We start from the raw sequence: 24,525 nt of genomic DNA, 5'->3' as shown, positions 1-24,525 counted from the left end.
AGAATTGAGGAGTTTACATGACTACATTAGTATTAGGTGGGGCTGGATACATCGGCTCACATATGGTTGATTTACTTTTACAAGAGCAACGAGATGTTGTGGTTGTTGATAATCTGCTAACGGGGCATCGTAAGGCCGTACCAGCCGGTGTGCCTTTCTATGAGGTCGACATTCGGGATAAAGATGCAATGCGTCAAATTTTCCGTGATGAGAAAATTGATCAGGTAGTTCATTTTGCGGCTTCATCAATTGTGCCGGAATCAATGAAGGATCCGCTAAAGTATTTTGATAATAATACGGCGGGGATGATTGCACTTTTGGAAGTGATGCTTGAGTTTAATGTAAAGCAGATTGTCTTCTCATCGACTGCGGCCACTTACGGTACGCCAGAAGAGAGCCCAATTAGTGAAACGACTCCTCAAAACCCAATCAATCCATATGGTGAATCAAAGCTACAAATGGAACACATTATGAAGTGGGCTGACGAGGCCTACGGATTGAAGTGGGTTGCATTGCGTTATTTCAACGTTGCCGGAGCTAAGGCAGATGGTTCAATTGGTGAAGATCATCCAGTTGAGACACACCTAGTACCGATTATCTTGCAAACTGCCTTGGGTGAGCGCGAGAAGATCATGATGTTTGGTGATGATTACAATACGCCAGATGGCTTCAATGTTCGTGATTACGTGCATGTGATGGATCTGGTTAAAGCGCATATTTTGGCCTTAGACTACCTTGCTGAAGGTAAAGCGTCAAATCAATTTAACCTAGGCTCAGCGAATGGATATTCTGTTAAGCAAATGGTTGAAGCAGCTCGTCAAGCAACTGGTCAAGCGATTCCAGCCGAAATCGGCCCACGCCGTGCTGGAGATCCCGATTCACTTGTTGCGGCTTCTGATAAGGCCCGTTCAATCTTGAACTGGCAGCCAGAGTACGAAAGTGTTGAAGAGATTATCAAAACAGCATGGACTTGGCACCAAAAGCACCCAAAGGGTTATGAAGATCGTTAATTGACAGATTTAAAATAAAGACTGCATAATCTGAGAATGATTGTGTGGCCTTTTTATTGTCTTTGGAAAATGTTTTATCTTTATCCAAAGCCCAAAGCAGTGTAAAATCGAAGTTAGCGAAAAAGGAGTGGAACATGAAAACAATTGCTTTTGACACCTCGAATCAGCCACTATCTGTTGCGATTTTTGAAGATGATAAATTAGTTGATCAACGAGCTACCAATGTTTTGAAAAATCATTCGGTACAACTCTTGCCCTTTATGGATGAGTTGTTAAAGGCAGCTAGTTGGCAACCAAATGACTTGGATCAGGTAATTGTTAGTCAAGGACCAGGTTCGTACACTGGTCTTCGAATTGCGGTTACAACTGCTAAGACTTTGGCATTTACGTTAAATCTTGCATTAGTTGGCGTTTCAAGCTTGGCTTTATTGGCTGCTAATGTCATGGCAACTGATAAATTAATTGTGCCAATTATGGACGCACGAAATGATAATATGTATGTCGGTGGTTACCGTTATTTAGCTGGAAGACTTACTAGTGTCCAAGCAGATCGACATAGTAATTTACAGAAATTAATCGATGATTTAAAAACGACTGCGACGGACGTGATCTTTGTTGGCGAGATTGGTCGTTTTGAAGTAGCTTTACGGGAAGCACTTCCAACAGCGGAGTTCAGCACAACGAACTTACCAAATGCGGCTAATCTGATGATGTTAGCAGAATTGGAAAAGCCAATTACAGACATTGATGCGATTCATCAATTTGTACCGAATTATTTGCGCCTATCACAGGCAGAAGTGGATTGGGCGAAAGCTCATCCAGGGGTTAGTCATGATGGATTTGTGGAGAAAGTTTAGAAACTGGTTCACGTGGATCAGCCGACCATTGCCAGAACAAGTCCGTAATTTTCGGCAAATGATTACCGTACGAGGACGCAGTTTTGAATTGCGTCCAGCTAGTCGTGACGACATTGCTGAGATGGTTTTGGTTGAACGTTGGGCCTATGAAGGAGAGGAACCTTGGGCGGAAGGCGTCTTTTATGATCTGTTGAGCCAACCGCACAATTCGTTATTTGTGCTGATTCGTGAGCCAGAAACGAATTCATTGGCTGGCTATATCATTGCTAGTTTTCGTCCTGGAATTAAGGATGTGCATATTAGTAATATTACGATTGCGCCTGATTGGCAGAAACGTGGTTTAGGGACCTTTTTGTTGACCTACATTATGACAGTGGCACAACAGATTAATTTTAATCGGGTTTCGCTAGAGGTCCGGGTGTCAAATGTAGGCGCAGTGGCGCTTTATGAACGTTTGGGCTTTCAAATTGTACGAACACGGGCAAAATATTATGATGATACAGGTGAAGATGCCTATGATATGGCACAAATGTTAGGAGATGGTACGAAAGATGACGACGGTCAATTATCGTTCAAAGACAACCGCTGATGAATTATATCATCTTGCTAAGTTGGCCTATGGTGGTTCGCCTTGGTCCAAACAAATTTTCACGCATGATTTGTTGAACAAATGGGTGTCCTATTTAATCATTGAAATTGATGGTGAAGCAGTTGGCTTTGTCGGCGGGACACTGATTGTTGATGAGCTATCAATTAGCAATGTGGCAATTATTCCAGCGTTTCAAGGGCAACACTTAGCAGAGCAACTTTTGCTTGAATGGTTTGATCATTTCCCGGCAAAAACACGCGTTATGCTGGAAGTGCGTCATGGCAATAAACGTGCGCATCACCTGTATGAACGAATTGGATTTGAGATTTATAATATTCGTGAAGATTACTATAGTAAGCCGAAAGAGGACGCTTACTTGATGGATCTCTATTTACCATTAAGAAAATGACGGAGGCGTAAAGAAGATGGCAAAAAGATTAATAATGGCTTTTGAGTCGAGCGCCGACGAGACAAGTGTGGCAATCGTACAAGATGGTCATGAAATAGTTAGCCTACAGACAGCTACGCAGATCAAGAGTCATCAACGCTTTGGCGGGATTGTGCCTGAGGTTGCTAGCCGGCATCATATCGAACAGGTGACAATTCTTGCTGACGCTGCATTAGAGGAGGCTCACTTAACTTACACGGATTTAACAGCAATCGCAGTTACTCAAGGTCCAGGCCTGGTGGGGGCGTTGTTGATTGGTGTAACCGCGGCCAAGACAATTGCATGGGCGCATAACTTACCGTTGGTTCCGGTAATTCATTTAGCCGGGCATATTTCAGCTGCTAATTTTGTCGAGCCAATTCAATACCCTGCATTGGCATTGATGGTATCAGGTGGGCACACTGAGTTGGTCTTAATGAAGGCTGAGTATGAGTATTTGGTGATTGGCGATACGCAAGATGACGCGGCTGGTGAGAGTTATGATAAGGTCGGTCGAACAATGGGCTTGCAATATCCCTCTGGCCGGTTGATTGATGAAATGGCCCATCAAGGTCAGGATGTCTACCAGCTACCTCGGCCAATGCTGACGGATGATAATTATGACTTTTCATTTTCAGGTTTGAAAAGTGCTGTGATTAATCTATTACATAATGCTGAACAACGTGATGAAGTGATTGACCACATCAATTTAGCAAGCTCCTTTCAAGCGGCGGTATTGGAGGTGCTGTTAACCAAGACTCGGCATGCGCTTCAAGCTTATCCGGTGAAATCATTCATCGTAGCCGGAGGTGTTGCGGCCAATCAAGGTTTACGAGCTGGATTGGATGAATTGTTGGCCGATTTCCCAGCCGTGCATTATATTCCAGTACCAATCAAGTTAGCCGGAGATAATGCTGCAATGATTGGAGCCGCTGGAGATATTGCCTATCGCCACGGTGCTCGAGCTGGTTGGGATTTAAATGCTAATCCAGCTTTGGAATTTCCGTACTTAGAAGAATAGATTTTAATATCGTTATGAATGGACAAGCTGATTTTATCATTAGCATTGTCCGTTTTTTGTTTGCTGGTGTAAGCATACGCCAGGTCAACACGGAAGGTTTCGGTGTATAATTACCCTAGAGTAGACTTATGAAAGTTGTGGGTATGGCCTTATGAAACGAATTAAAGATTGGCTTAAAGTTAGTTTAGTGGGTTTAATAACTTTGAGCATAGCAATAATTTCATTTGCTGTTGGAACAGGTGTTAACGCCGCCCAAACGGTAGATTATACAATCTCAAAATATCAAGGTACTTTAACCTTGGAACCAGCTAATTCTGATGGAACACAACGAGCGATTTATGAAGAGGCTGTCGACTACGACTTCTCAAGTACATACAATGGGCAGTATTTAACTTTGGGCCAAGCTGGGAATACTCCAGAGGGATTCAAGATTGTCAATGATCCGCAGATTGAGGTAATTAGAAACGGGCAACAGTTGGCGACTGGTGATTATCAAGTAAGTTCAACTGAAAACTCAGATGCCCTAGTGACCAAGGTTTACAATGCGGGAAATGCTGGAGATCAAGTTAGATTGATTGCACGGTATGAGCTTGACCAACCTTTGTTTGCTTATCGAGATAGTTTTGTGTTGAATTGGGTTCCAATTTCGGATTGGGATGAAACAATTAATAACGTTTCATTTAAGGTGGTTGCACCAGTAGCGGATCAAAAAGCCCAGTTGGCGGTACACCAGGGTTATTTCATTAAACCAGTTCAAATTAATAAAGCGGAAAATGTTTTTAGCTTCAATGTACCATCAATCACTGCTGGAAGTGATTTGGCCTTGCATGGAATTTGGCAGGCCAGTACTTTTGGTGGGGCAGTTAGCGATGCGCCCGCTTATTTTGATAAATTCAAAGCAACCGAGGCAGGAATTACTAGGCGTAGTCAATTAATGATTTTCTTATATCGTGAATTATTCCCAGTTATTGCTAGCATCCTCTTTGTGGTTAGTTTGGCTTGGTTAATCTATAAGTTACACCAGTTAAAAATTAAGCAACTCGCACCAAAGAATCTCAGAATTTATGATTTACCTGATGATACAAAGCCGCTCCTAATGGCCAGTCAGGTATATAGCATTGATTTGGATGAATTATCGATTGCTGGTAAAAGCCGTTCGTTAGGTTTTAAGGACCTAGTGATGGCAACAATCACTGATTTAATTGATCGGGGCGCTTTACAATTGGTTGATGATAAAATGCTTGCCCAAGTTGCAGACAAGGCAAATATTTTAAGCCCTGCTGAGAAACGTTTAGTGGCAATGATTTTTAATGACCAACAGCAGGTAACCTTTGAGAACATGTTTGCAGGTTATCAAATTAATCAATCCTTGGATAAGGTCGCAATGCAAGCGGCCGGTGTAAAAGCGGAAGAGAGTTTCAATCATCAAGTTAAGTTGCTTGCTGATGAAATCAGAGCGGAGCTAAAGGCACAAGGGACCACGGTGTTCTTCCGGCCACTGACGAGCGGTGAGAAGTTCCAACTGATTTTCCCAATGATCATGCTAGGATTGGCGGTTGGAATGTTTGCGTTAGTCTTTGCGGTGCTACTGGCTGGTGGTGACCAAACCCCCGTTGCGTTTATAGCAGTCATCTTGGCAGTTCTAGCAACAATTAGTTTATTAGTGGTTGGTTTTAAGTTCAATAAGATGCGCCGAGATGGGCTTGTAACAAAAGCCGGCGTTGAAAAACAGGCTCAATGGCAAGGATTCCGTAATATGCTTAAGGAAATCGCGCACCTTGATGATGATGAGCTTGCCGCAATCGTGTTATGGAATCGCTATCTCGTTTATGCGACGGCTTTTGGGTTGGCGGATGAGGTTCTGAAGTTGATCAAACTCAAGCATATCAACTTAACCGGAAATCTAAGTCAAACGGCCGATGGAAGTTATCTACCGATGTATCTGGCACTGAACTATAGTCTAGCAACAACCGTGACCGGTTTTACAACAGCGGCCAGCATTAACACTGGATCGGGCGGTTTCGGCGGTGGTGGTGGATTCTCTGGCGGCTTTGGCGGAGGAGGAGGAGGTGCATTCTAAATATAGTCTGGTAACGGTCTTGTCTAATAAGAAAAACGGATTGAAGTGCGGTTATACGTGGTTTGATTCGTTTTCTTTTTGTTTAAATAATCTGTTTTCTACTATATAATTAACGAATTCTTCGATACAAAAAGACTAGCTGAATTGGCTCTAAGAAAAAGAGCGGATATTTGAACTAAAATTATGAAACCGGTTTCGATTCTTTATGCGCAAATATATGTAAAATTAATGAAGAAAAGTGTTGCATTTCATTAACTGGCGCGGTAATATAGTCAAGTACGTGTGAGCCAGGCGAGAAATCAAATGACCCACATGATACACATTCAACGAGCGTTGATGTGGGAGGTTGCGACACACCCGGCGGCATTGCCACGAGAACCAGTGCCATGGATTCTTGGGGTGCGTCGGTAGTTTCCACGGAGTTAGTTTCATATTCCAATATGGACGAAGGGAGAACTATCATGGCAAATAAGAAGATTCGTATCCGTTTAAAGGCTTACGAGCACCAAATCTTGGATGCATCTGCAGAAAAGATTGTTGAGACAGCAAAGCGTACGGGCGCTGAAATTTCAGGTCCAATTCCTTTGCCAACTGAGCGCACACTTTACACAGTTTTGCGTTCACCTCACAAGCACAAGGATTCACGTGAGCAATTCGAAATGCGCACTCACAAGCGTTTGATCGATATCGTGAACCCAACTGCTAAGACTGTTGACGCATTGTCAAAGCTTGAATTACCAAGTGGTGTCGACATCGAAATCAAGTTGTAATTTTTACAACGCAACAACAGCAACAACAAACTTGCCTGGTTATGCATTTAACTAACCAAAAAGTAAATTTACCAAACAAAAGGAGATAGTCATGACTACTAAGGGTATCTTAGGCCGCAAAGTCGGCATGACTCAGGTATTCACTGAGAACGGTGAGCTTATCCCAGTTACTGTGATTGAAGCTGCTGCTAACGTTGTTCTACAAGTTAAAACTTTGGAAAACGACGGCTATAGTGCAGTTCAACTTGGTTTCCAAGACAAGCGTGCCGTTTTGAGTAACAAGCCTGAGCAAGGTCACGCCTCAAAGGCAAACACGACCCCTAAGCGCTACATTCGTGAGATTCGCGACGCTGAGGGAGAATACAACGTTGGGGATGAAGTAAAGGTTGATTTGTTCGCCGCAGGTGAAGCAGTCGACGTTACTGGAATCACAAAGGGCCATGGTTTCCAAGGTAACATCAAGAAGGACGGCCAATCACGTGGTCCTATGGCGCACGGTTCTCGTTATCACCGTCGTCCAGGTTCTATGGGTGCCGTTATCAACCGCGTCTTCAAGGGTAAGAAATTGCCTGGACGCATGGGTAACCATAAGCGTACTGTTCAAAACTTACAAGTTGTACGTGTTGACGTTGAAAACAACGTAATTTTGGTTAAGGGAAATGTTCCTGGTGCCAACAAGTCACTTGTTACAGTTAAGAGCTCTATCAAGGCTAAGTAATAAGGACGAAGGGAGGAAATAACATGACTAAGGTTGCTTTGTTTAAGCAAGACGGTTCAAACGCCGGCGAAGTTGAATTGAACGACGCTGTCTTCGGTATCGAGCCAAACAACAATGTCATTACTGATGCAGTTTTGATGCAACGTGCATCATTGCGTCAAGGTACACACGCCGTTAAGAACCGCTCAGCAGTTCGCGGTGGTGGAAAGAAGCCATGGCGTCAAAAGGGTACTGGACGTGCCCGCCAAGGTTCAATCCGTTCACCACAATGGCGTGGAGGTGGTATTGTCTTCGGACCTACACCACGTTCATACGCATACAAGTTGCCAAAGAAGGTTTACCGTTTGGCATTGAAGTCAGTATTGTCACAAAAGGTTTTGGACAATGCTTTGGTAATGGTTGATGCTTTGTCATTCGACGCACCAAAGACAAAAGACTTCAAGGCTGTCTTGAACAACTTGAACGTAAACGAAAAGACGTTGATCGTTTTGGACGACAACAACACTAACGCAGCATTGGCAGCACGTAACTTGCAAAATGTTACTGTGATGACAGCTAAGGGTGTTAACGTTCTTGACGTAATCAACAACGATAAGTTGATTGTTGTACAATCAGCTTTGGCACAAGTTGAGGAGGTTTTGGCATAATGGACGCACGTGATATCATTTTGCGCCCGATCATCACTGAGCAAACTATGAACGTTTTGGATGAAAAGCGTTATACGTTTGAAGTTGATGTTCGTGCCACAAAGCCACAAATTAAGCGCGCTATTGAAGAGATTTTCGAAGTTAAAATCGAAAAGATCAACACAGCAAACGTACGTGGTAAGTTGAAGCGCCAAGGTCGCTTCTCTGGTTACACTAAGAAGCGTAAGAAGGCAATCATTAAGTTGACTTCTGCTTCAAAGGACATTCAATTGTTCAACGAAAACTAATAGGAGGACATTAGCGTGGCTATCAAGAAGTATAAGCCAACCTCTAACGGTCGTCGTAACATGACTGGCTCAGATTTTGCTGAGATCACAAAGACGACGCCCGAGAAGAGTTTGTTGGAATCAAAGTCAAACACTGGTGCCCGTAACTCTTACGGACACATGACTGTTCGTCACCGTGGTGGTGGACATAAGCGTCAATACCGTATCATCGATTTCAAGCGTACTAAGGACGACGTAGTTGCCAAGGTTGCTTCAATCGAATACGATCCAAACCGTTCAGCAAATATTGCTTTGTTGCAATATACTGATGGTGTTAAAGCGTATATCTTGGCGCCTAAGGGACTTGAGGTTGGCATGATTGTTCAATCTGGTCCTGAAGCCGACATCAAGGTCGGAAACGCTTTGCCATTGGCAAACATTCCTGATGGAACTCAAATCCACAATATCGAATTGAAGCCTGGTAAGGGTGGACAATTGGTCCGTTCTGCTGGAACTTCAGCTCAATTGTTGGGTAAGGAAGGAAAGTACGTTCTTGTTCGCTTGGCATCAGGTGAAGTTCGTATGATCCTTGCTACTAACCGCGCCACAGTTGGTGTTGTCGGAAACGAACAACATTCATTGATTAACTGGGGTAAGGCTGGTCGTAAGCGTTGGAAGGGTCAACGTCCACACGTTCGTGGATCAGTAATGAACCCTAACGATCACCCACACGGTGGTGGTGAAGGAAAGGCCCCAGTTGGTCGTCCATCTCCAATGTCACCATGGGGTAAGAAGACTGCTGGTAAGAAGACTCGTAACGTTAAGGCTCGTTCAACGAAGTTTATCGTTCGTGGTCGTAAGAGCAAGTAGTCTTGTTTCTAAACAAGTAATTTAGTGTATAACACACAAGCAAACGAGAGGAGGACTCAATTATGAGTCGCAGCCTGAAGAAGGGACCATTTGCTGATGCTCACTTGTTGAAGAAGGTTGAAGAAGCCAACGCTTCAAGCAAGCAAGAAGTTATCAAGACATGGTCACGTCGTTCAACGATTTTCCCTAGCTTTATTGGATTGACTTTTGCAGTTTACGATGGTCGTAAGCACGTTCCAGTTCTAGTCCAAGAAGACATGGTTGGTCACAAGCTTGGTGAGTTCGTCCCTACGCGTACATTCCATGGTCACGCAGCGGATGACAAAAAGACTAAGCGTAAGTAATTTAGGAGGCACTAAGAATGGCTGAACAAATCACGTCAGCACGCGCCACAGCGAAAATCGTTCGTGTCGCTCCACGTAAGGTCCGCCTTGTGCTTGACCAAGTTCGTGGGAAGAGTGTGGCAGAAGCATTTGCAATCTTGCAATTCTTGCCAAACCACTCTTCATTAGATGTATACAAAGTGTTGAACTCAGCGGTTGCTAATGCTGAGAACAACTATTCACTAGATCGTGAAGATTTGGTAGTTGCCGAAGCCTTTGCTAACGAAGGACCAACGCTAAAGCGTTTCCGTCCACGTGCCAAGGGTTCAGCTTCACCAATCAACAAGCGTACTAGCCACATTACGATTGTGGTAAAAGAAAAGTAAGGAGGATTGAGTCATGGGTCAAAAGATTAACCCAACTGGTATGCGTGTCGGCATTATCCGCGACTGGGATGCTAAGTGGTACGCAAACAAGAAGGACTACGTAACTTCATTGCATGAAGACTTGAAGCTACGTAAGTATATCGAGACTAAATTAGCTGACGCATCAGTATCTCGCATTGAGATCGAGCGTACAGCAAACCGTGTAAACGTCTCAATCCACACTGCTAAGCCAGGTATGGTTATTGGTAAGGGTGGATCTGAAGTTGATGCATTGCGTAACGAATTGTCACGTCTAGTGGCTAAGGGTGAGCGCGTACACATCAACATCATTGAGATTAAGAAGCCTGATTTGGACGCCCACTTGGTCGGTTCACAAATCGCTTCTGATTTGGAACGTCGTGTTGCTTTCCGCCGCGCTATGCGTGGTGCAATGCAACGTGCGATGCGTGCTGGTGCCAAGGGTATCAAGACACAAGTTTCAGGTCGTATTAACGGAGCTGATATTGCTCGTGTTGAGCAATATACTGAGGGTACGGTGCCTTTGCACACTTTGCGTGCAGACATCGACTACTCATGGGATGAGGCAACTACTACTTTCGGTCAACTAGGTGTTAAAACTTGGATTTACCGCGGTGATATTTTGCCAGAGAAGAAGCAAGGAGGCAAGTAATCATGCTAGTACCAAAGCGTGTTAAGTACCGCCGTCCTCACCGCGGTAAGATGCGTGGTGAAGCTAAGGGTGGTAAGACGGTTGCCTTCGGTGAGTTCGGATTACAAGCTACTGAGTCTCACTGGATTTCAAACCGCCAAATCGAGGCTGCTCGTGTTGCCATGACTCGTCACATGAAGCGTGGTGGTCAAGTATGGATTAAGATTTTCCCACACTTGTCATACACTTCTAAGGGTGTCGGTGTTCGTATGGGTAACGGTAAGGGTTCACCTGATGGATGGGTTGCACCTGTTAAGCGTGGTAAGGTAATGTTCGAAGTTGCTGGTGTACCTGAAGAGGTTGCCCGTGAAGCCTTGCGTCTTGCATCTCACAAGTTGCCAGTTAAGACGAAAATCTTGACTCGTCAAGTGGAGGGTGAATAATGAAGATCAAGGATTTACAAAACGAAATCAAGGGCCTCAGCCAAGAAGAGTTGGTTGCTAAAGAGAAGAGCTACAAAGAAGAGCTATTCAATTTACGTTTCCAACTAGCTACTGGTCAACTTGAGAACACGGCCCGTCTTTCAGAAGTACGTAAGCAAATCGCACGTATCAAGACGGTTATCCGTCAACAAGAATTGAACAAGTAAGCTAGAGAGGAGACCGATATGACTGAAGCTCGTAACGCACGTAAGGTTTACCAAGGCCGCGTGGTTTCAGACAAGATGGAGAAGACTATTACGGTTGCCATCGAGACTTACAAAAACCACCCCGTATATGGTAAGCGTGTTAAATACACGAAGAAGTTTAAGGCTCACGATGAAAACAACGAAGCTAAAGAAGGTGACATTGTACGTATCATGGAGACACGTCCAACATCAGCTACAAAGCGCTTCCGTTTGGTAGAAATCGTCGAGAAGGCCGTTATTATCTAATCGTTTAATCTCGAATTTTACCAATAGCGGAAAGGAGACAGAATCGTGATTCAACAAGAGAGTCGTTTGAAAGTTGCTGACAACTCAGGAGCACGTGAAATCTTGACAATCAAGGTTTTGGGTGGTTCAGGTCGTAAGTTCGCCGGAATCGGTGACATGATCGTCGCAACTGTTAAGCAAGCCATTCCTGGTGGAACTGTAAAGAAGGGTGACGTTGTTAAAGCCGTTATCGTTCGTACTGTTTCAGGAATGCACCGTGCAGATGGTTCATACATCAAGTTTGATGAGAACGCTGCCGTTATCGTAAAGGATGATAAGAGCCCAGTTGGGACTCGTATCTTCGGACCTGTTGCGCGTGAATTGCGTGACAATGATTACATGCGTATTGTGTCATTGGCACCTGAAGTATTGTAATCGCCATCATTAAATCAAAGGAGGAAGCCTCGCATGTTTGTGAAGACTGGTGACAAGGTTAAGGTTATCGCCGGCAAGGACAAGGGCAAGGAAGGGACTGTTGTTAAGACATTCGCTGCCAAGGACCGTGTTGTTGTCGAAGGTGTGAATATGATTAAGAAGCACCAAAAGCCAAACAACCAATACCCACAAGGTGGAATTATCGAGCTTGAAGCTCCAATCCACGTCTCAAATGTACAATTGCTTGACCCTTCTACTAACGAGCCAACTCGTGTTGGTTACAAGGTTGAAGATGGCAAGAAGGTACGTTTTGCAAAGAAGTCTGGAACGACTTTGGCATAATTAATCAAAGGAAAGGAAGGAGGAAATCTTTATCATGAATCGCTTAAAAGAAAAGTTTGTTAAGGAAGTTCAACCTTCAATGATCGAAAAGTTTAACTACACTTCATCAATGCAAACACCAAAGATCGAAAAGATCGTTTTGAACATGGGTGTTGGTGATGCTGTATCAAACTCTAAGAACTTGGATGAAGCTGTTGCTGAATTGGAATTGATTGCTGGTCAAAAGCCTGTTATCACGCGTGCAAAGAAGTCAATCGCTGGCTTCCGTTTGCGTGAGGGTATGGCAATCGGAACTAAGGTTACGTTGCGCGGTGAGCGTATGTATGATTTCTTGGATAAGTTAATCAGCGTATCACTACCACGTGTTCGTGACTTCCGTGGTGTTTCTGCAAAGGCCTTCGATGGTCGTGGAAACTACACTTTGGGAATCAAGGAACAATTGATTTTCCCAGAAATCGATTACGATCAAGTTAACCGTGTCCGTGGATTAGATATCGTTATCGTAACGACTGCTAACACTGACGAAGAAGCTCGTGAAATGCTTACTCAAATGGGTATGCCTTTCGCTAAGTAATCAATTAACTGTCAAACAGTAAATTTTGCAAGGAGGCAAAAATCAATGTCTATGACTGACCCAATTGCAGACTTTTTGACTCGTATTCGTAACGCCAACATGGTTCGTCACGATTCAGTCGAAGTACCTGCATCAAAGATCAAGAAGGACATCGCCGAGATTTTGAAGAATGAAGGCTTTGTTCGCGACGTTGAATACATTGAAGATGACAAGCAAGGTGTCATCCGTGTCTTCCTTAAGTACAGTGCCGATAAGCAACGCGTTATCACTGGTTTGAAGCGTATTTCAAAGCCAGGTTTGCGTTCTTATGTTAAGGCTGATGCTGTACCAAAGGTTTTCAACGGTTTGGGTATCGCTATCATCTCAACTTCTGAAGGTGTCATCACCGATAAGGAAGCTCGCGCCAAGAAAATTGGTGGCGAGGTATTGGCTTACGTCTGGTAATAAATAAAATCTAATAAGGAGGTGTCTACCGATGAGTCGTATTGGTAATAAGGTTTTGACTTTGCCTGCTGGTGTTGAAGTATCACGTCAAGGCGATGTCGTAACTGTCAAGGGACCTAAGGGTGAATTGTCACGCACGGTCGCTTCAGAAATTACTCTCTCAGTTGATGGTTCAAATGTTTCATTTAGCCGTTCATCTGACGACGGTCGCACTAAGGCACTTCACGGAACTACTCGCGCCAATGTTGCTAACATGGTTGAGGGTGTCTCAAATGGCTTCAAAAAGACTTTGAAGTTGGTCGGTGTTGGTTACCGTGCCGCAAAGCAAGGCGACAAGCTTGTTTTGTCTGTAGGTTACTCACACCCAGTTGAGTTTGAGGCCCGTGAAGGATTGACTGTTGAAGTTCCTGATTCAGTAACTATTACTGTTGAAGGTATCAGCAAGCAATTGGTCGGTGATTTGGCCGCTGAAATTCGCGCCGTACGCGCCCCAGAACCTTATAAGGGTAAGGGAATTCGTTACGAAGGCGAAATTGTTGCACGTAAGGAAGGTAAGACTGGTAAGTAATCTTAGATTTAGATCTAAGTTGAGGATTGCAACATCCTGACTACTTACTATGTATATCTCCGATTATACGAAAACGAGGTTACGAACAATGATTACGAAGTCAGACAAGAACAAAGTGCGTCAACATCGACACACTCGTGTTCGTGGAAAGATTTCCGGTACTGCTGAGCGCCCACGCTTGAACGTTTACCGTTCTAACAAGAACATCTACGCGCAATTAATTGATGACGTAGCGGGTGTGACGCTTGCTAGTGCCTCAACTTTGGATGCAGCTGTTGAAACTGCACCAAAGACTGAACAAGCCGCTAAAGTTGGTGCTTTAGTTGCTGAACGTGCTGCTTCAAAGGGTATCGTCGACGTTGTCTTCGATCGTGGTGGATACTTGTATCACGGACGTGTACAAGCATTGGCCGAAGCAGCTCGTGAAGCTGGTTTGAAGTTCTAATAGGAAGGAGGAATATATCATGGCTTATATCGATCCAAAGAAGCTCGGCGAACTAGAAGAAAACGTTGTTGCCATCAACCGTGTTACAAAGGTTGTTAAGGGTGGACGTCGTCTACGTTTCGCTGCTTTGGTTGTAGTTGGAGACCGTAATGGTCACGTTGGTTTTGGTACTGGAAAGGCTCAAGAAGTTCCTGAGGCTATCCGTAAGGCTGTTGAAGCTGCCAAGCGCAACATCATCGCTGTCCCAACTGTTGGCACGACCCTTCCTCATTCTTCATTGGGTATCTTCGGTGGCGGACGCATTTTGTTGAAGCCAGCCGTTGAAGGTTCTGGAGTTGCAGCCGGTGGTGCTGCACGTGCCGTTTTGGAATTGGCTGGTATTGCCGACGTGACTGCAAAGTCACTAGGTTCATCAACACCAATTAACGTTGTGCGCGCAACTTTCGAAGCTATCTCTGAATTGAAGAACGCTGAAGAAGTTGCCGAGTTGCGTCAAGTCTCACTTGAGCACTTGGCTGATTAAGGAGGCAGAATATGTCAGAACAAGTTAAGATTACGCTTGTGAAGAGTGCTGCTCACCGCAAGCCAAACCAACGTGCGATTGTTAAAGCTCTAGGGCTTAACAAGGTAAACTCATCAGTAGTTTTGCCTAACAATCCTCAAACACGTGGTGCTGTGTTTAAGATTGCTCACTTGGTTACTGTTGCGTTAGTAGCTGAGTAAGCTGAGATTAATAGGAGGTAAACCTAATGAAGCTTAATGAGCTCCAAGTTGTCGCTGGTTCACGTAAGGTCCGCAATCGTGTGGGTCGTGGTGAGTCATCTGGTAACGGTAAGACCGCTGGACGTGGTCAAAAGGGTCAAAAGGCTCGTGGTAAGGTACGTCTTGGTTTCGAAGGTGGACAAATGCCTTTGTTCCGTCGCATTCCAAAGCGTGGATTTACTAACATCAACCGTAAAGAGTTCGCTGTTGTGAACTTGGACGTGTTGAACCAATTCGATAATGGTACTGAAGTTTCACCAGCCTTGCTGATTGAAGCTGGTATTATTAAAAAAGAATTGAGCGGTGTTAAGATCTTAGCAAATGGTCAACTTGAGAAATCATTGACTGTTAAAGCTAGCAAGTTCTCTGCTGCTGCCGTAACTGCTATTGAAGCTGCTGGTGGTAAGACTGAGGTGATCTAATGCTGACAACCGTGCTCATGTCGCTCAAGGAAAAAGATATTCGTAAGAAATTGATATTTACCTTGATGATTCTAATTGTTTACCGCTTGGGTGCATATATCACAGTGCCGGGAATTAACACGGCCGCACTTCAAGAAGTAGCAAATTCTGGGCTCGGCAGTATTTTGAATATGTTTAGCGGTGGTGGACTTACCAATTACTCATTGTTCGCAATGGGGGTATCACCATACGTTACTGCACAAATCGTGGTACAACTTCTACAAATGGATATTGTGCCACGATTTGTTGAATGGTCGAAACAGGGTGAAGTTGGTCGACGTAAGTTGAATCAAGTCACTCGGTATTTGACGATTATCCTAGCTTTTGTTCAATCAATTGGTATTACAGCTGGGTTCAACCAATTAAGTTCAATTCATTTGGTGCAAACGCCAAATTGGCAAACCTATGTCTTAATTGGTTTCATTCTAACTGCCGGTACAATGTTTGCCGTTTGGTTAGGTGAAATGATCACTGATCGTGGACTCGGTCAAGGTGTCTCAATGCTGATCTTTGCTGGTATCATTGCGCGTGTTCCAGCAGGGTTGTACCAAATGTTTAAAGAGAATGTTCTCCAAAATTCTGATCCAGCGCGTGGTTCAGCCTTTATGGTGGGAATGTTAATGCTCTTTATCTTGGCAATCGCTTTTGTTACCTGGGTTAATCAAGCAATTCGACGGATTCCAATGCAATATACGCGACGTTCGTCAGGTGCAAGTTCGGCTTCGTTCTTGCCTCTACGAGTGAATGTGGCTGGAGTTATTCCAGTTATCTTCGCGTCATCTTTGTTGGTTACACCGCAAACGATTTTGCAAGCCTTCTCAGGTAAATTTGCAGATAGCTCTTGGTACAGTACGGCAATGACATATCTTTCAACGCAAACGTTGCAAGGTGGAATTGTCTATACAGTACTGATTGTCTTGTTTACGTTCTTCTATGCTTTCGTTCAGGTTAACCCTGAAAAGATGTCGGAGAACTTGCAAAAGCAAGGTAGTTATATTGTAGGTGTCTGGCCTGGGGAATCAACACAACGTTGGATTTCTGGTTTGCTAATGCGCCTATCAGTAGTTGGAGCTTTGTTCCTAGGATTGGTGGCTTTGGTCCCAATGTTAGCAGTTCATTTCTTCGGGCTTGATTCTCGATTAGCTATGTCTGGTACGTCATTATTGATTGTTATCGGTGTGGCAATTGACTTGATCAAGCAACTTGAAGGATTGATGATGAAGCGTCAATATGTTGGATTTATTCAAGAAGGAGTCAAAGCAAAATGAGTATGAATCTCATGTTATTGGGCTTACCAGGGGTTGGTAAGGGTACCCAAGCTGCAAAGATTGTTGAACAATACAACTTGCCACACATCTCAACCGGGGATATGTTCCGGGCCGCTATGGCCAACGAAACTGAGCTTGGTTTGAAGGCAAAGTCATTCATGGATGCCGGTAATCTTGTTCCTGACGAGGTTACAAACGGGATCGTTGCTGAACGTTTAGCTCAAGCTGACACGAAGGAAGGTTTCATCTTAGATGGTTTCCCTCGTAACTTGGACCAAGCTAAGGCTTTGGATGAAATGCTTGCTCGAGATGGACGTAAGTTGGACGCAGTCATCTACTTTACAGCTGACCAACAAGTGTTGATTGATCGCATGATGGCGCGTGGTCGTGCAGACGATACGCCAGAAGTAATCAAGAATCGCTTGGATGTCAACGGTGCTTTGACTGAGCCAATCGCCGAGTTCTATGATGCCAAGGGCATCTTGAGCAAAATCGATGGGGCTCGTGAGTTAGATACTGTTTTTGCAGATGTTACGGCATTGCTCGACAATGTGAAGAACGCCTAATTATTTCTAGCATATTCGGTTGTTAAACCGGGCGTGTCTATGTTATAATTTTGTGTTACGTTCTCAATTGTCACAACAAAGGAGGCAGCAACGTGGCCAACGATGTTATTGAAATTCAAGGTGTGGTGAAGGATACTTTGCCTAATGCCATGTTTACCGTTGAATTGGAAAACGGCGCCGCCATTCTTGCGCACGTCTCAGGAAAGATCCGGAAGAATTTCATTCGTATCTTGCCTGGTGACCGTGTGACGGTAGAGATGTCGCCATACGATTTGACTAAGGGACGGATTACATACCGTTTCCGTTAAACAAATCATTTTAATTCTAATTAGGAGGTAAATATCATGAAGGTTCGTCCATCAGTTAAGCCTATGTGTGATAACTGCAAGGTTATCAAGCGTAATGGTCGTGTAATGGTGATTTGCTCAGCAAACCCTAAGCACAAGCAACGTCAAGGTGCCTAAGGCATTTTGATAAAATTATATAAATAGGAGGTAATCGTAATGGCTCGTATTGCAGGAATTGATTTACCACGTGACAAGCGTGTTGTAATCGCATTGACTTATGTATACGGAATCGGTAATACAACGGCAAAGAAGATCTTGGTTGAAGCAAATGTTTCAGAAGATGTTCGTGTTCGTGATTTGACTCCCGACCAAGAAGACGCTATCCGTGCCGTCGTTGACGGTATTAAGGTAGAAGGTGACTTGCGTCGTGAGGTTTCATTGAACATTAAGTCGTTGCAAGAAATTGCATCATACCGCGGTATCCGCCACCGTAAGGGCTTGCCTGTTCGTGGACAAAACACGAAGAACAATGCTCGTACGCGTAAGGGCCCAGCTGTTGCTATTGCAGGTAAGAAGAAGTAATTAATTTTTAAGAAAGGAGATTACTTGATTATGGCAGGTCGTACTAATCGTAAGCGTCGTGTAAAGAAGAATATTGAGTCAGGTGTAGCTCACATCCACGCAACATTCAACAACACGATCGTAATGATCACTGACGTTCAAGGAAATGCTGTTGCTTGGTCATCAGCTGGTGCTCTTGGTTTCAAGGGTAGCCGTAAGTCAACGCCGTTTGCTGCGCAAATGGCTGCTGAGGCTGCTGCTAAGAGCGCAATGGAAAACGGAATGAAGACTGTTGAGGTAACTGTTAAGGGACCTGGTTCTGGTCGTGAAGCCGCAATCCGTGCGTTGGCCGCTGCAGGTTTGGAAGTTGCATCTATTAAGGATGTTACACCAGTACCTCACAACGGTTCACGTCCACCAAAGCGTCGTCGTGTCTAATTGCCAGTTGCAACTAGTTCACACAATGCTTTGAAAGGGGTAACTAACAGTATGCTTGAATTCGAGAACCCAAAGATTAATCTGGTGGAAGAAGATAGTAACTACGGTAAGTTTGTTGTTGAGCCACTTGAGCGTGGTTTTGGTACTACGCTTGGTAACTCACTTCGCCGTGTATTGTTGTCTTCATTGCCGGGAGCGGCAATTGACTCCGTTCAGATTGATGGCGTTTTGCATGAGTTTTCAACGGTCGAAGGAGTTGTTGAAGACGTAACGCAAATTATTTTGAACCTTAAAAAGGTTTCAATGCGCATCGAAACTGACGAAGACAAAACACTAGAAGTAAACGTTACCGGCCCAGCAACCGTTACGGCCGGTGATATTACTGGTGATAGTGATGTGGAGATCCTTAATGGAGATACTTACATCGCGACTGTTGCGGCTGGGGCTACGTTACACATGACTTTGTCTGCTTCACGCGGACGTGGTTATGTATCAGCGGACCAAAATAAGGAATTGCATGATGAAATGCCAATTGGCGTTCTAGCAATTGATTCAATCTTTACCCCAATCGAACGCGTAAATTATCAAGTTGAGAGCACCCGTGTTGGTCAGCGTGATGATTTCGACAAGTTGACTTTGGATGTTTGGACTGATGGTTCTTTGACGCCAACCGAAGCTGTTTCGTTGGCTGCCCGAATCATGGCCGATCACTTGAACTCATTTGTTGAGCTGTCAGAGCGCGCAGCAACGACGCAGGTGATGGTAGACAAGGAAGAAGCACCAACCAGTAAGCATGCCGACACTCCAATTGAAGAGTTGGACTTGTCTGTTCGGTCTTATAATTGTCTCAAACGGGCCGGGATCAACTCTGTACAAGAGTTGACGGAGCGTTCAGAAACACAAATGATGTCTGTTCGTAACCTCGGTCGGAAATCACTTGATGAAATCCAAGAGAAGCTAGCATTGCTAGGTTTGGGATTCCGCAAGGAAGATTAGATTAAACGATAGAATACCAAGTAAAGGAGGAAATACTCATGGGATACCGTAAGTTGGGACGTACTAGCTCACAACGTAAGGCTATGTTGCGCGACTTGACAACTGCATTGTTGATCAATGGTCGTATCGAGACTACTGAGGCTCGCGCCAAGGAAGTTCGTCGCACAGCCGAAAAGATGATTACATTGGGAAAGCGCGGAGATTTGACTTCACGTCGTAAGGCCGCTGCTTTCGTACGTAACGTCGTTGCTGATGTTAAAACAACTGATGATAACAAGGTAAAGGTCGAGACTGCATTGCAACACTTGTTCAACGATGTTGCTCCTCGTTTCGAGGGACGTGCAGGTGGATACACTCGCATCTTGAAGACTGTTCAACGCCGCGGAGACGCAGCACAAATGGTCATCTTGGAATTGGTTGACTAATATTTATATTAGAATTAACTAACATTGGAATCTCTCATATCTTAAGGTATAAACCGTTACGATGATGGCTGTAGCCAAGTCTAGGTTGAATGGCGTCACTGCCGCACCTTTTGATGTGTGAGGTTTTTTTGTGTCCTGAAATTTTTATTCGAATGGAATGCCTGTGATAAGGATTTAGTTTATAACGAGTCATCGTAGGATTGTAGTCTGTTTAGAGCTTACATGGAGCCTTCCCATGGTAATACATGGAGCCTTCCCATGGTAATACATGGTGGGGAGGGAGCGGAATATAAACGGCTTGATTTATGGACACGTGTTGATTCAGAGGGTCATATTCAATAGATGGCGACGGAAAATATTTGGTTGGAGAATATTATTTATCACAGATGTTTCGCTTAGTACAATAAGTTGCCACAGAAAAAGAGCTAAGAATCAATGTTTTGATTCTTAGCTCTTTTGTTTTACTTATGTGAATAATGTTTAGCGAGTAGATCACCGATTAGTTGAATAATAATGATGAAGATCAATAGGATGATTGTAGCAACCCACATAACATCAAACTGAAAGCGATCATAACCAGTTGCAATTGCCGTTGTTCCAAGACCACCACCACCGATTGCACCAGCCATGGCAGTTAAGCCAACCATTGAAATTAAGGTTACGGTTGAGACCCGAATTAGTTCTGACCGTCCCTCGCGGATGTAGACATCGAAGATGATATCGCGATTGGTAGCACCGAAGGCCTGGGCTGCTTCGACTTTACCGGCGTCAACTGAAAGTAGGGCCACTTGTACCTGACGTGCAAAGAAAGCGAAGACACCTAAGGTTAGAGGAACTAGTGCAGCTGTTGGGCCGATGATTGTACCAGTTAATAACTGAGTCAATGGTGCAACGATTGCTAACATGATAATAAAGGGAATCGCGCGACCAATGGAAACCACTTTATCGAAAATTTGATAAACGGTTCGATTAGGCTTGATCCCATTATCAGCACTTAATACAAGTCCAAAGCCAAAAATTAATCCAAGGATCCCGCCAAGAATTCCGGAGGCAAAGGTCATATATAAGGTCTCCCAAATTGCTTGACCCCAAGATAGGTCACCGGTCCAGCCTAACGCGTAGACGTTTGGTAGATAGGTTTGAATGAAATTTCCCATGATTTATTTTCCCTCCTCTAAGACATTCAAGCGAACATCGTGGTCGATTAAGCTCAATTTTGCTGCCGAAATCTGGGCTGGTTCACCAGACATAACGGCGATGATTGTTCCGATTGGTGTTTGACTTAGAATCTCCATGTTTGAGTATAGGATGTTGGTCATCACCTGGAAGTCAGCGTAGATTGTTGCGAGGACTGGTTGAGCAGTCTCGTTACCAACATACTGTAATTCGACTAATTGATCATGTTGCTTGAGCGGGCTCGTTACAAGTAAGCCACGGACGTTTTGGAGAGCTTCGTCTCGATTGGTGGCAGTATTAATAAAGTCACGGGTTAGTTTTTGTGTCGGACGGGTGAAAATCTCAAGTAGTGAACCACGTTCGATAATGGTTCCGTTCTCCATCACAGCAACTTTATTCGCAATTTTCTTAATGGCTTGCATTTCGTGAGTAATCAACACAATCGTTAGATTAAGTTTTTGGTTAAGCTCTTTTAGTAGGTCAAGGATTTGATTGGTCGTCCGTGGGTCAAGCGCAGAGGTTGCCTCATCTGAAATCAAGATCTCAGGATCATTTGCTAGAGCACGGGCAATCGCCACACGCTGCTTTTGACCACCAGAAAGTTGGCTTGGATAGTTTTCAATCCGGTCAGCCAAGCCAACTAGTTCAAGTAGGCTCTTAATCTTGGCGTCTTTTGCTTGCTTGGTAAGGTTTGAATGTTTTAGTGGTAGGGCGACGTTACCATAAACTGTCAATTCGTCCATTAGATTGAAGTGTTGAAAGATCATACCAATCTTTTGCCGTTGAATGCGTAGTTGGGTGGCAGACAATGTTCCTAGCTCGACCCCATTAATTAGGACGGAGCCACTTGTGGGGGTTTGTAGATAATTGATGGTTCGGACAAGCGTTGACTTTCCAGCACCTGAGTAGCCAACGATTCCATAAATATCGCCTTGTTCAATCGTCAAGCTCTCATTCTGAACGGCGACAATTGAACGGCTCTTTTGTTGAAAGGTTACATTAACATTTGATAGTTCAATAACTGACATAAAATACTCCTTGAAATGATAGTTGTTATGTATCCCTCTATATAGGAGGGAATGGTAGTATTACTTTAATTTGATATCCCAAGCGCCAACTTCAGAGTCACCCCAAGTCTTTTTAATATAATCTTTGGTTGCTTGTGTTTGATAAGCCTTCACAACCTCTTGATAGGTCTTGTTATTCTTTTCAGACTTCTTGGCGGCAATAATGTTGATCCATTGACTAGAAGCCTTGTTGACTGGCTCAGTGTAAATAGCATCTTTATCATTAAGCTTGGCATCTTGAGCATAGGTGTTGTTTATGACAGCGCCAGCGCTTGACTTAAGGGCGGAAGGTGTCTGGCTGGCATCAATTGCTGTGATTTTCAAGTTGAGCTTATTACTCGTAATGTCTTTGGTCGTTGGCAACTTGGTTTTTGAATCAAGTTTAATCAATCCGGCCGTCTGTAAGAGTGTAAGGGCGCGTCCTTCATTGGTGGCATCATTTGGAATCACAATTTTATCACCCTTTTTAAAGTCCTTAACTGACTTATGACTAGTTGAATAAAGTTGGATTGGCGCAATTACGGTTTTACCAATCGAGACAACGGAATTCTTATTTGAAGCATTCCAATTGTTTAAGAAATAAACGTGTTGGAAGGCATTTAAATCAATTGACCCAGCGGCAACGGCCTGGTTGGGTTGGGTGTAGTCAGTGAATACTTTTGTCTTAACGGTAATACCGTACTTTTCCTTGGCTGTCTTTGCAACGACCTTCCAGAGGCCTGCATCGCCAGTACCAACGATTCCAACTGTGACAGTTTTGCTATCGGCATGCGCAATTGCAGGGAGGGTTCCGATTGTTAATCCAGCGGCGATTGCGATTAAACCAGTTTTAAAAATTCTTTTCATAATGTACTCCTAAATCCCAAGTGTGAAAAAACAAGTTGAACAAAAAAACTCGTCTCTATGACTAGTAATAACTAGTGATAGAAACGAGTGTTCGTGTTACCATTCTACTTCGTCTTAAAGATTGCTCTTTAAGACCTCAACAACGAGCGGGCAGGGAACGATATGATGATATGCCGATTCGTGTGTCTGTTAACGTAGACCAACCCGTTGTTAGCTTACAGACTTGCTGCTCACCAACACCAATTTACAGGCCATTTTCGTATGCATCATCCATAACAACTTCCAGCGACCGTTGTCTCTCTTTGAAGGCGAATGTACACTACTTTCCTGCTCAACTTGTTTTTGTTTTATTATGTTTGTTATGATACGGTCCTCAGCTGGAAAAGTCAACACCTTATTTTAATTTTTGCATTTCAACTGCGTGATCTTGCCAAACCAAGACGAAGACGCCACCAATGGCAATTGGTGCATAGAGCAGGGCGAAGGGACCAACCCAGCGGCCAAGCAATTCGGCAAAGGCAGCTCCGGTAACGAAGGCGAGAATCACAAGACCGATGTTGCGTGCTTTACCGAAGTCCTCACTGGAGTGCTTGATAATTCCATTAGTGAACGTAGCACCTAGCGTTTTCAAATTCCCGGTGCTCATGATCGTTGCATAAGGCATATTTCTGATTTTTGAAAACGTGTCGGCTTGAATTGCCAAGGTTGTCGCCAAGACTGAGAGCACTAACATACTTGATGTATGCGTGATTTCTAGAATCGCGGCTGTAATTAGGCCAATAATCTCGACGCCGACTGATAGTTCCTCCCACGGAATCCGTTGCCCGACGGCAATGTATTTCAAAATTTGATTGAGGGCACTACCAATCAGGAAAAAGGCGATTGGGACGACAAATAAAATTGCAGCTTGCCAGTGGCCACGCATTAAATTAATTGCAAGTTGGATTAAATTACCGCTTTGAAATGAAGCAAAACGTTCGTTGTGAAAGGCGAAGGTGTATGAATCAACAAAGCCAGCAGTTGAAGCCAACAGGGCACCCGTTTTGAGTGACTGTTTATATGGTAGATTTTCAACCATTGGTATTCCCCTTTTTAATAATTGATAACAGTTATTATAACATCGCCTAGCATTTACCAGGTAGATTGTATTAATAACACCTTGGAACGCCTATATAAGTAGAATGGAAGAATTGATCAATGAATTCGTGAAAGATTTCTAAAACAAAAACTAGCATTTCTTTTTAGTTAGTCTAAAATTTGGTACAATTTATCATATTAATAGTAGAACTTAACGCGAAATAGAAAAAAATATACAAGTGAAAAACGGAGTGATAATAC

Annotated in this window: 38 protein-coding genes; 34 read left to right on the top strand and 4 right to left on the bottom strand. The window is 43.9% G+C overall.

Annotation, left to right across the window (positions count from 1 at the left end; all coding sequences use genetic code 11):
- Nucleotides 1-17: 17 nt before the first annotated feature.
- The 34 genes from galE (at nt 18) to rplQ (ending at nt 20,098) form a co-directional block, all read left to right on the top strand.
- Nucleotides 18-1,010, top strand: coding sequence for a UDP-glucose 4-epimerase GalE (gene galE / locus ESZ50_RS06505; protein ID WP_148622767.1), 993 nt, complete (start codon nt 18-20; stop codon nt 1,008-1,010).
- 134 nt (nt 1,011-1,144) lie between these two features.
- Entirely contained in the window at nt 1,145-1,867 is a 723-nt protein-coding gene (gene tsaB, locus ESZ50_RS06500; protein ID WP_148622766.1) for a tRNA (adenosine(37)-N6)-threonylcarbamoyltransferase complex dimerization subunit type 1 TsaB, read from the top strand.
- Nucleotides 1,842-2,456 carry a ribosomal protein S18-alanine N-acetyltransferase gene (gene rimI, locus ESZ50_RS06495; RefSeq protein WP_246111524.1) on the top strand — a complete coding sequence of 205 codons (615 nt, stop codon included), beginning with the start codon at nt 1,842-1,844 and terminating at the stop codon, nt 2,454-2,456. The genes tsaB and rimI (ESZ50_RS06495) overlap by 26 nt, the downstream gene beginning before the upstream one ends.
- Entirely contained in the window at nt 2,419-2,865 is a 447-nt protein-coding gene (gene rimI / locus ESZ50_RS06490) for a ribosomal protein S18-alanine N-acetyltransferase (protein ID WP_148622765.1), read from the top strand. Before rimI (ESZ50_RS06495) ends, rimI (ESZ50_RS06490) begins: the two co-directional genes overlap by 38 nt.
- Nucleotides 2,866-2,881: 16 nt before the next feature.
- Complete coding sequence (gene tsaD / locus ESZ50_RS06485; RefSeq protein WP_148622764.1) at nt 2,882-3,904, top strand: tRNA (adenosine(37)-N6)-threonylcarbamoyltransferase complex transferase subunit TsaD; 1,023 nt, start codon at nt 2,882-2,884, stop codon at nt 3,902-3,904.
- A gap of 151 nt (nt 3,905-4,055) precedes the next feature.
- Nucleotides 4,056-5,984 carry a DUF2207 domain-containing protein gene (locus ESZ50_RS06480; RefSeq protein ID WP_148622763.1) on the top strand — a complete coding sequence of 643 codons (1,929 nt, stop codon included), beginning with the start codon at nt 4,056-4,058 and terminating at the stop codon, nt 5,982-5,984.
- A 461-nt stretch (nt 5,985-6,445) separates the two neighbouring features.
- Nucleotides 6,446-6,754: a 30S ribosomal protein S10 gene (rpsJ, locus tag ESZ50_RS06475; protein WP_027698131.1), complete on the top strand. Its 309-nt coding sequence runs from the start codon at nt 6,446-6,448 to the stop codon at nt 6,752-6,754.
- 91 nt (nt 6,755-6,845) lie between these two features.
- Nucleotides 6,846-7,472: a 50S ribosomal protein L3 gene (gene rplC / locus ESZ50_RS06470; RefSeq protein WP_148622762.1), complete on the top strand. Its 627-nt coding sequence runs from the start codon at nt 6,846-6,848 to the stop codon at nt 7,470-7,472.
- Nucleotides 7,473-7,495: 23 nt separating this feature from the next.
- On the top strand, nt 7,496-8,119 hold the full coding sequence (rplD, locus tag ESZ50_RS06465; RefSeq protein ID WP_148622761.1) for a 50S ribosomal protein L4: 624 nt from the start codon (nt 7,496-7,498) through the stop codon (nt 8,117-8,119).
- The gene (rplW, locus tag ESZ50_RS06460) at nt 8,119-8,406 is read left to right on the top strand and encodes a 50S ribosomal protein L23 (protein WP_148622760.1); all 288 of its coding nucleotides are present in this window, start codon (nt 8,119-8,121) and stop codon (nt 8,404-8,406) included. Before rplD ends, rplW begins: the two co-directional genes overlap by 1 nt.
- Before the next feature lie 15 nt (nt 8,407-8,421).
- Entirely contained in the window at nt 8,422-9,255 is an 834-nt protein-coding gene (rplB, locus tag ESZ50_RS06455) for a 50S ribosomal protein L2 (protein ID WP_148622759.1), read from the top strand.
- A 62-nt stretch (nt 9,256-9,317) separates the two neighbouring features.
- Entirely contained in the window at nt 9,318-9,599 is a 282-nt protein-coding gene (gene rpsS / locus ESZ50_RS06450) for a 30S ribosomal protein S19 (protein WP_148622758.1), read from the top strand.
- A gap of 17 nt (nt 9,600-9,616) precedes the next feature.
- Nucleotides 9,617-9,964 (top strand): 50S ribosomal protein L22, encoded by a 348-nt coding sequence (rplV, locus tag ESZ50_RS06445; protein ID WP_148622757.1) that lies wholly within the window; start codon nt 9,617-9,619, stop codon nt 9,962-9,964.
- A 13-nt stretch (nt 9,965-9,977) separates the two neighbouring features.
- Complete coding sequence (gene rpsC, locus ESZ50_RS06440) at nt 9,978-10,634, top strand: 30S ribosomal protein S3 (protein ID WP_148622756.1); 657 nt, start codon at nt 9,978-9,980, stop codon at nt 10,632-10,634.
- Nucleotides 10,635-10,636: 2 nt separating this feature from the next.
- Entirely contained in the window at nt 10,637-11,056 is a 420-nt protein-coding gene (gene rplP / locus ESZ50_RS06435; protein WP_148622755.1) for a 50S ribosomal protein L16, read from the top strand.
- Nucleotides 11,056-11,262 carry a 50S ribosomal protein L29 gene (gene rpmC / locus ESZ50_RS06430; RefSeq protein WP_027698122.1) on the top strand — a complete coding sequence of 69 codons (207 nt, stop codon included), beginning with the start codon at nt 11,056-11,058 and terminating at the stop codon, nt 11,260-11,262. The genes rplP and rpmC overlap by 1 nt, the downstream gene beginning before the upstream one ends.
- An 18-nt stretch (nt 11,263-11,280) precedes the next feature.
- A complete protein-coding gene (gene rpsQ / locus ESZ50_RS06425) occupies nt 11,281-11,547 on the top strand; it encodes a 30S ribosomal protein S17 (protein WP_148622754.1) in 267 nt (88 codons plus the stop codon).
- A gap of 45 nt (nt 11,548-11,592) precedes the next feature.
- Nucleotides 11,593-11,961 (top strand): 50S ribosomal protein L14, encoded by a 369-nt coding sequence (gene rplN / locus ESZ50_RS06420; protein ID WP_027698120.1) that lies wholly within the window; start codon nt 11,593-11,595, stop codon nt 11,959-11,961.
- Nucleotides 11,962-11,994: 33 nt separating this feature from the next.
- Nucleotides 11,995-12,303, top strand: a complete 309-nt coding sequence (gene rplX, locus ESZ50_RS06415; RefSeq protein WP_148622753.1) for a 50S ribosomal protein L24 — start codon at nt 11,995-11,997, stop codon at nt 12,301-12,303.
- Between the two features lie 31 nt (nt 12,304-12,334).
- Nucleotides 12,335-12,877: a 50S ribosomal protein L5 gene (gene rplE / locus ESZ50_RS06410; RefSeq protein ID WP_082816147.1), complete on the top strand. Its 543-nt coding sequence runs from the start codon at nt 12,335-12,337 to the stop codon at nt 12,875-12,877.
- Between the two features lie 45 nt (nt 12,878-12,922).
- A complete protein-coding gene (rpsH, locus tag ESZ50_RS06405; protein ID WP_027698117.1) occupies nt 12,923-13,321 on the top strand; it encodes a 30S ribosomal protein S8 in 399 nt (132 codons plus the stop codon).
- 31 nt (nt 13,322-13,352) lie between these two features.
- On the top strand, nt 13,353-13,889 hold the full coding sequence (rplF, locus tag ESZ50_RS06400; protein WP_148622752.1) for a 50S ribosomal protein L6: 537 nt from the start codon (nt 13,353-13,355) through the stop codon (nt 13,887-13,889).
- An 88-nt stretch (nt 13,890-13,977) separates the two neighbouring features.
- On the top strand, nt 13,978-14,334 hold the full coding sequence (rplR, locus tag ESZ50_RS06395; protein ID WP_148622751.1) for a 50S ribosomal protein L18: 357 nt from the start codon (nt 13,978-13,980) through the stop codon (nt 14,332-14,334).
- Between the two features lie 19 nt (nt 14,335-14,353).
- Nucleotides 14,354-14,857 (top strand): 30S ribosomal protein S5, encoded by a 504-nt coding sequence (gene rpsE, locus ESZ50_RS06390; protein ID WP_148622750.1) that lies wholly within the window; start codon nt 14,354-14,356, stop codon nt 14,855-14,857.
- Nucleotides 14,858-14,868: 11 nt separating this feature from the next.
- The gene (gene rpmD, locus ESZ50_RS06385; protein WP_148622749.1) at nt 14,869-15,057 is read left to right on the top strand and encodes a 50S ribosomal protein L30; all 189 of its coding nucleotides are present in this window, start codon (nt 14,869-14,871) and stop codon (nt 15,055-15,057) included.
- 26 nt (nt 15,058-15,083) lie between these two features.
- Nucleotides 15,084-15,518, top strand: coding sequence for a 50S ribosomal protein L15 (gene rplO, locus ESZ50_RS06380; protein WP_148622748.1), 435 nt, complete (start codon nt 15,084-15,086; stop codon nt 15,516-15,518).
- On the top strand, nt 15,518-16,825 hold the full coding sequence (gene secY / locus ESZ50_RS06375) for a preprotein translocase subunit SecY (protein WP_148622747.1): 1,308 nt from the start codon (nt 15,518-15,520) through the stop codon (nt 16,823-16,825). The genes rplO and secY overlap by 1 nt, the downstream gene beginning before the upstream one ends.
- Before the next feature lie 2 nt (nt 16,826-16,827).
- A complete protein-coding gene (locus tag ESZ50_RS06370; RefSeq protein WP_187387578.1) occupies nt 16,828-17,391 on the top strand; it encodes an adenylate kinase in 564 nt (187 codons plus the stop codon).
- A gap of 92 nt (nt 17,392-17,483) precedes the next feature.
- Nucleotides 17,484-17,699, top strand: a complete 216-nt coding sequence (gene infA, locus ESZ50_RS06365) for a translation initiation factor IF-1 (protein ID WP_027698109.1) — start codon at nt 17,484-17,486, stop codon at nt 17,697-17,699.
- Between the two features lie 36 nt (nt 17,700-17,735).
- Nucleotides 17,736-17,855: a 50S ribosomal protein L36 gene (gene rpmJ / locus ESZ50_RS06360; RefSeq protein ID WP_004560245.1), complete on the top strand. Its 120-nt coding sequence runs from the start codon at nt 17,736-17,738 to the stop codon at nt 17,853-17,855.
- 39 nt (nt 17,856-17,894) lie between these two features.
- On the top strand, nt 17,895-18,260 hold the full coding sequence (gene rpsM, locus ESZ50_RS06355; RefSeq protein ID WP_148622745.1) for a 30S ribosomal protein S13: 366 nt from the start codon (nt 17,895-17,897) through the stop codon (nt 18,258-18,260).
- 30 nt (nt 18,261-18,290) lie between these two features.
- Nucleotides 18,291-18,677 (top strand): 30S ribosomal protein S11, encoded by a 387-nt coding sequence (gene rpsK / locus ESZ50_RS06350; RefSeq protein ID WP_148622744.1) that lies wholly within the window; start codon nt 18,291-18,293, stop codon nt 18,675-18,677.
- 51 nt (nt 18,678-18,728) lie between these two features.
- Nucleotides 18,729-19,673 (top strand): DNA-directed RNA polymerase subunit alpha, encoded by a 945-nt coding sequence (locus ESZ50_RS06345; protein WP_148622743.1) that lies wholly within the window; start codon nt 18,729-18,731, stop codon nt 19,671-19,673.
- Nucleotides 19,674-19,711: 38 nt separating this feature from the next.
- Nucleotides 19,712-20,098 (top strand): 50S ribosomal protein L17, encoded by a 387-nt coding sequence (gene rplQ, locus ESZ50_RS06340; RefSeq protein WP_148622742.1) that lies wholly within the window; start codon nt 19,712-19,714, stop codon nt 20,096-20,098.
- A 461-nt stretch (nt 20,099-20,559) separates the two neighbouring features.
- Here the strand turns inward: rplQ and ESZ50_RS06335 are convergent, their stop codons facing one another.
- The 4 genes from ESZ50_RS06335 to ESZ50_RS06320 all read right to left on the bottom strand — a co-directional run bounded on the left by ESZ50_RS06335 (nt 20,560) and on the right by ESZ50_RS06320 (nt 24,265).
- The gene (locus tag ESZ50_RS06335; protein ID WP_148622741.1) at nt 20,560-21,255 is read right to left on the bottom strand and encodes a methionine ABC transporter permease; all 696 of its coding nucleotides are present in this window, start codon (nt 21,253-21,255) and stop codon (nt 20,560-20,562) included.
- Between the two features lie 3 nt (nt 21,256-21,258).
- Nucleotides 21,259-22,302, bottom strand: coding sequence for a methionine ABC transporter ATP-binding protein (locus ESZ50_RS06330; protein ID WP_148622740.1), 1,044 nt, complete (start codon nt 22,300-22,302; stop codon nt 21,259-21,261).
- 60 nt (nt 22,303-22,362) lie between these two features.
- Nucleotides 22,363-23,187, bottom strand: a complete 825-nt coding sequence (locus ESZ50_RS06325) for a MetQ/NlpA family ABC transporter substrate-binding protein (RefSeq protein ID WP_148622739.1) — start codon at nt 23,185-23,187, stop codon at nt 22,363-22,365.
- Between the two features lie 394 nt (nt 23,188-23,581).
- Nucleotides 23,582-24,265, bottom strand: coding sequence for a YoaK family protein (locus ESZ50_RS06320; RefSeq protein ID WP_148622738.1), 684 nt, complete (start codon nt 24,263-24,265; stop codon nt 23,582-23,584).
- Between the last annotated feature and the right edge of the window lie 260 nt (nt 24,266-24,525).

The sequence above is a fragment of the Weissella muntiaci genome (genome assembly GCF_008107635.1).
Taxonomy (GTDB): Bacteria; Bacillota; Bacilli; order Lactobacillales; family Lactobacillaceae; genus Weissella; species Weissella muntiaci.
This window is presented reverse-complemented; position numbering and strand designations above follow the sequence as displayed.

Coding starts and splice junctions, on each gene's coding strand:
- galE (WP_148622767.1), top strand. CDS start 18: ATGACTACATTAGTATTAGGTGGGGCTGGATACATCGGCTCACATATG.
- tsaB (WP_148622766.1), top strand. CDS start 1,145: ATGAAAACAATTGCTTTTGACACCTCGAATCAGCCACTATCTGTTGCG.
- rimI (WP_246111524.1), top strand. CDS start 1,842: ATGATGGATTTGTGGAGAAAGTTTAGAAACTGGTTCACGTGGATCAGC.
- rimI (WP_148622765.1), top strand. CDS start 2,419: ATGACGACGGTCAATTATCGTTCAAAGACAACCGCTGATGAATTATAT.
- tsaD (WP_148622764.1), top strand. CDS start 2,882: ATGGCAAAAAGATTAATAATGGCTTTTGAGTCGAGCGCCGACGAGACA.
- ESZ50_RS06480 (WP_148622763.1), top strand. CDS start 4,056: ATGAAACGAATTAAAGATTGGCTTAAAGTTAGTTTAGTGGGTTTAATA.
- rpsJ (WP_027698131.1), top strand. CDS start 6,446: ATGGCAAATAAGAAGATTCGTATCCGTTTAAAGGCTTACGAGCACCAA.
- rplC (WP_148622762.1), top strand. CDS start 6,846: ATGACTACTAAGGGTATCTTAGGCCGCAAAGTCGGCATGACTCAGGTA.
- rplD (WP_148622761.1), top strand. CDS start 7,496: ATGACTAAGGTTGCTTTGTTTAAGCAAGACGGTTCAAACGCCGGCGAA.
- rplW (WP_148622760.1), top strand. CDS start 8,119: ATGGACGCACGTGATATCATTTTGCGCCCGATCATCACTGAGCAAACT.
- rpsS (WP_148622758.1), top strand. CDS start 9,318: ATGAGTCGCAGCCTGAAGAAGGGACCATTTGCTGATGCTCACTTGTTG.
- rplV (WP_148622757.1), top strand. CDS start 9,617: ATGGCTGAACAAATCACGTCAGCACGCGCCACAGCGAAAATCGTTCGT.
- rpsC (WP_148622756.1), top strand. CDS start 9,978: ATGGGTCAAAAGATTAACCCAACTGGTATGCGTGTCGGCATTATCCGC.
- rplP (WP_148622755.1), top strand. CDS start 10,637: ATGCTAGTACCAAAGCGTGTTAAGTACCGCCGTCCTCACCGCGGTAAG.
- rpmC (WP_027698122.1), top strand. CDS start 11,056: ATGAAGATCAAGGATTTACAAAACGAAATCAAGGGCCTCAGCCAAGAA.
- rpsQ (WP_148622754.1), top strand. CDS start 11,281: ATGACTGAAGCTCGTAACGCACGTAAGGTTTACCAAGGCCGCGTGGTT.
- rplX (WP_148622753.1), top strand. CDS start 11,995: ATGTTTGTGAAGACTGGTGACAAGGTTAAGGTTATCGCCGGCAAGGAC.
- rpsH (WP_027698117.1), top strand. CDS start 12,923: ATGTCTATGACTGACCCAATTGCAGACTTTTTGACTCGTATTCGTAAC.
- rplF (WP_148622752.1), top strand. CDS start 13,353: ATGAGTCGTATTGGTAATAAGGTTTTGACTTTGCCTGCTGGTGTTGAA.
- rplR (WP_148622751.1), top strand. CDS start 13,978: ATGATTACGAAGTCAGACAAGAACAAAGTGCGTCAACATCGACACACT.
- rpsE (WP_148622750.1), top strand. CDS start 14,354: ATGGCTTATATCGATCCAAAGAAGCTCGGCGAACTAGAAGAAAACGTT.
- rpmD (WP_148622749.1), top strand. CDS start 14,869: ATGTCAGAACAAGTTAAGATTACGCTTGTGAAGAGTGCTGCTCACCGC.
- rplO (WP_148622748.1), top strand. CDS start 15,084: ATGAAGCTTAATGAGCTCCAAGTTGTCGCTGGTTCACGTAAGGTCCGC.
- secY (WP_148622747.1), top strand. CDS start 15,518: ATGCTGACAACCGTGCTCATGTCGCTCAAGGAAAAAGATATTCGTAAG.
- ESZ50_RS06370 (WP_187387578.1), top strand. CDS start 16,828: ATGAATCTCATGTTATTGGGCTTACCAGGGGTTGGTAAGGGTACCCAA.
- rpmJ (WP_004560245.1), top strand. CDS start 17,736: ATGAAGGTTCGTCCATCAGTTAAGCCTATGTGTGATAACTGCAAGGTT.
- rpsM (WP_148622745.1), top strand. CDS start 17,895: ATGGCTCGTATTGCAGGAATTGATTTACCACGTGACAAGCGTGTTGTA.
- rpsK (WP_148622744.1), top strand. CDS start 18,291: ATGGCAGGTCGTACTAATCGTAAGCGTCGTGTAAAGAAGAATATTGAG.
- ESZ50_RS06345 (WP_148622743.1), top strand. CDS start 18,729: ATGCTTGAATTCGAGAACCCAAAGATTAATCTGGTGGAAGAAGATAGT.
- rplQ (WP_148622742.1), top strand. CDS start 19,712: ATGGGATACCGTAAGTTGGGACGTACTAGCTCACAACGTAAGGCTATG.
- ESZ50_RS06335 (WP_148622741.1), bottom strand. CDS start 21,255: ATGGGAAATTTCATTCAAACCTATCTACCAAACGTCTACGCGTTAGGC.
- ESZ50_RS06330 (WP_148622740.1), bottom strand. CDS start 22,302: ATGTCAGTTATTGAACTATCAAATGTTAATGTAACCTTTCAACAAAAG.
- ESZ50_RS06325 (WP_148622739.1), bottom strand. CDS start 23,187: ATGAAAAGAATTTTTAAAACTGGTTTAATCGCAATCGCCGCTGGATTA.
- ESZ50_RS06320 (WP_148622738.1), bottom strand. CDS start 24,265: ATGGTTGAAAATCTACCATATAAACAGTCACTCAAAACGGGTGCCCTG.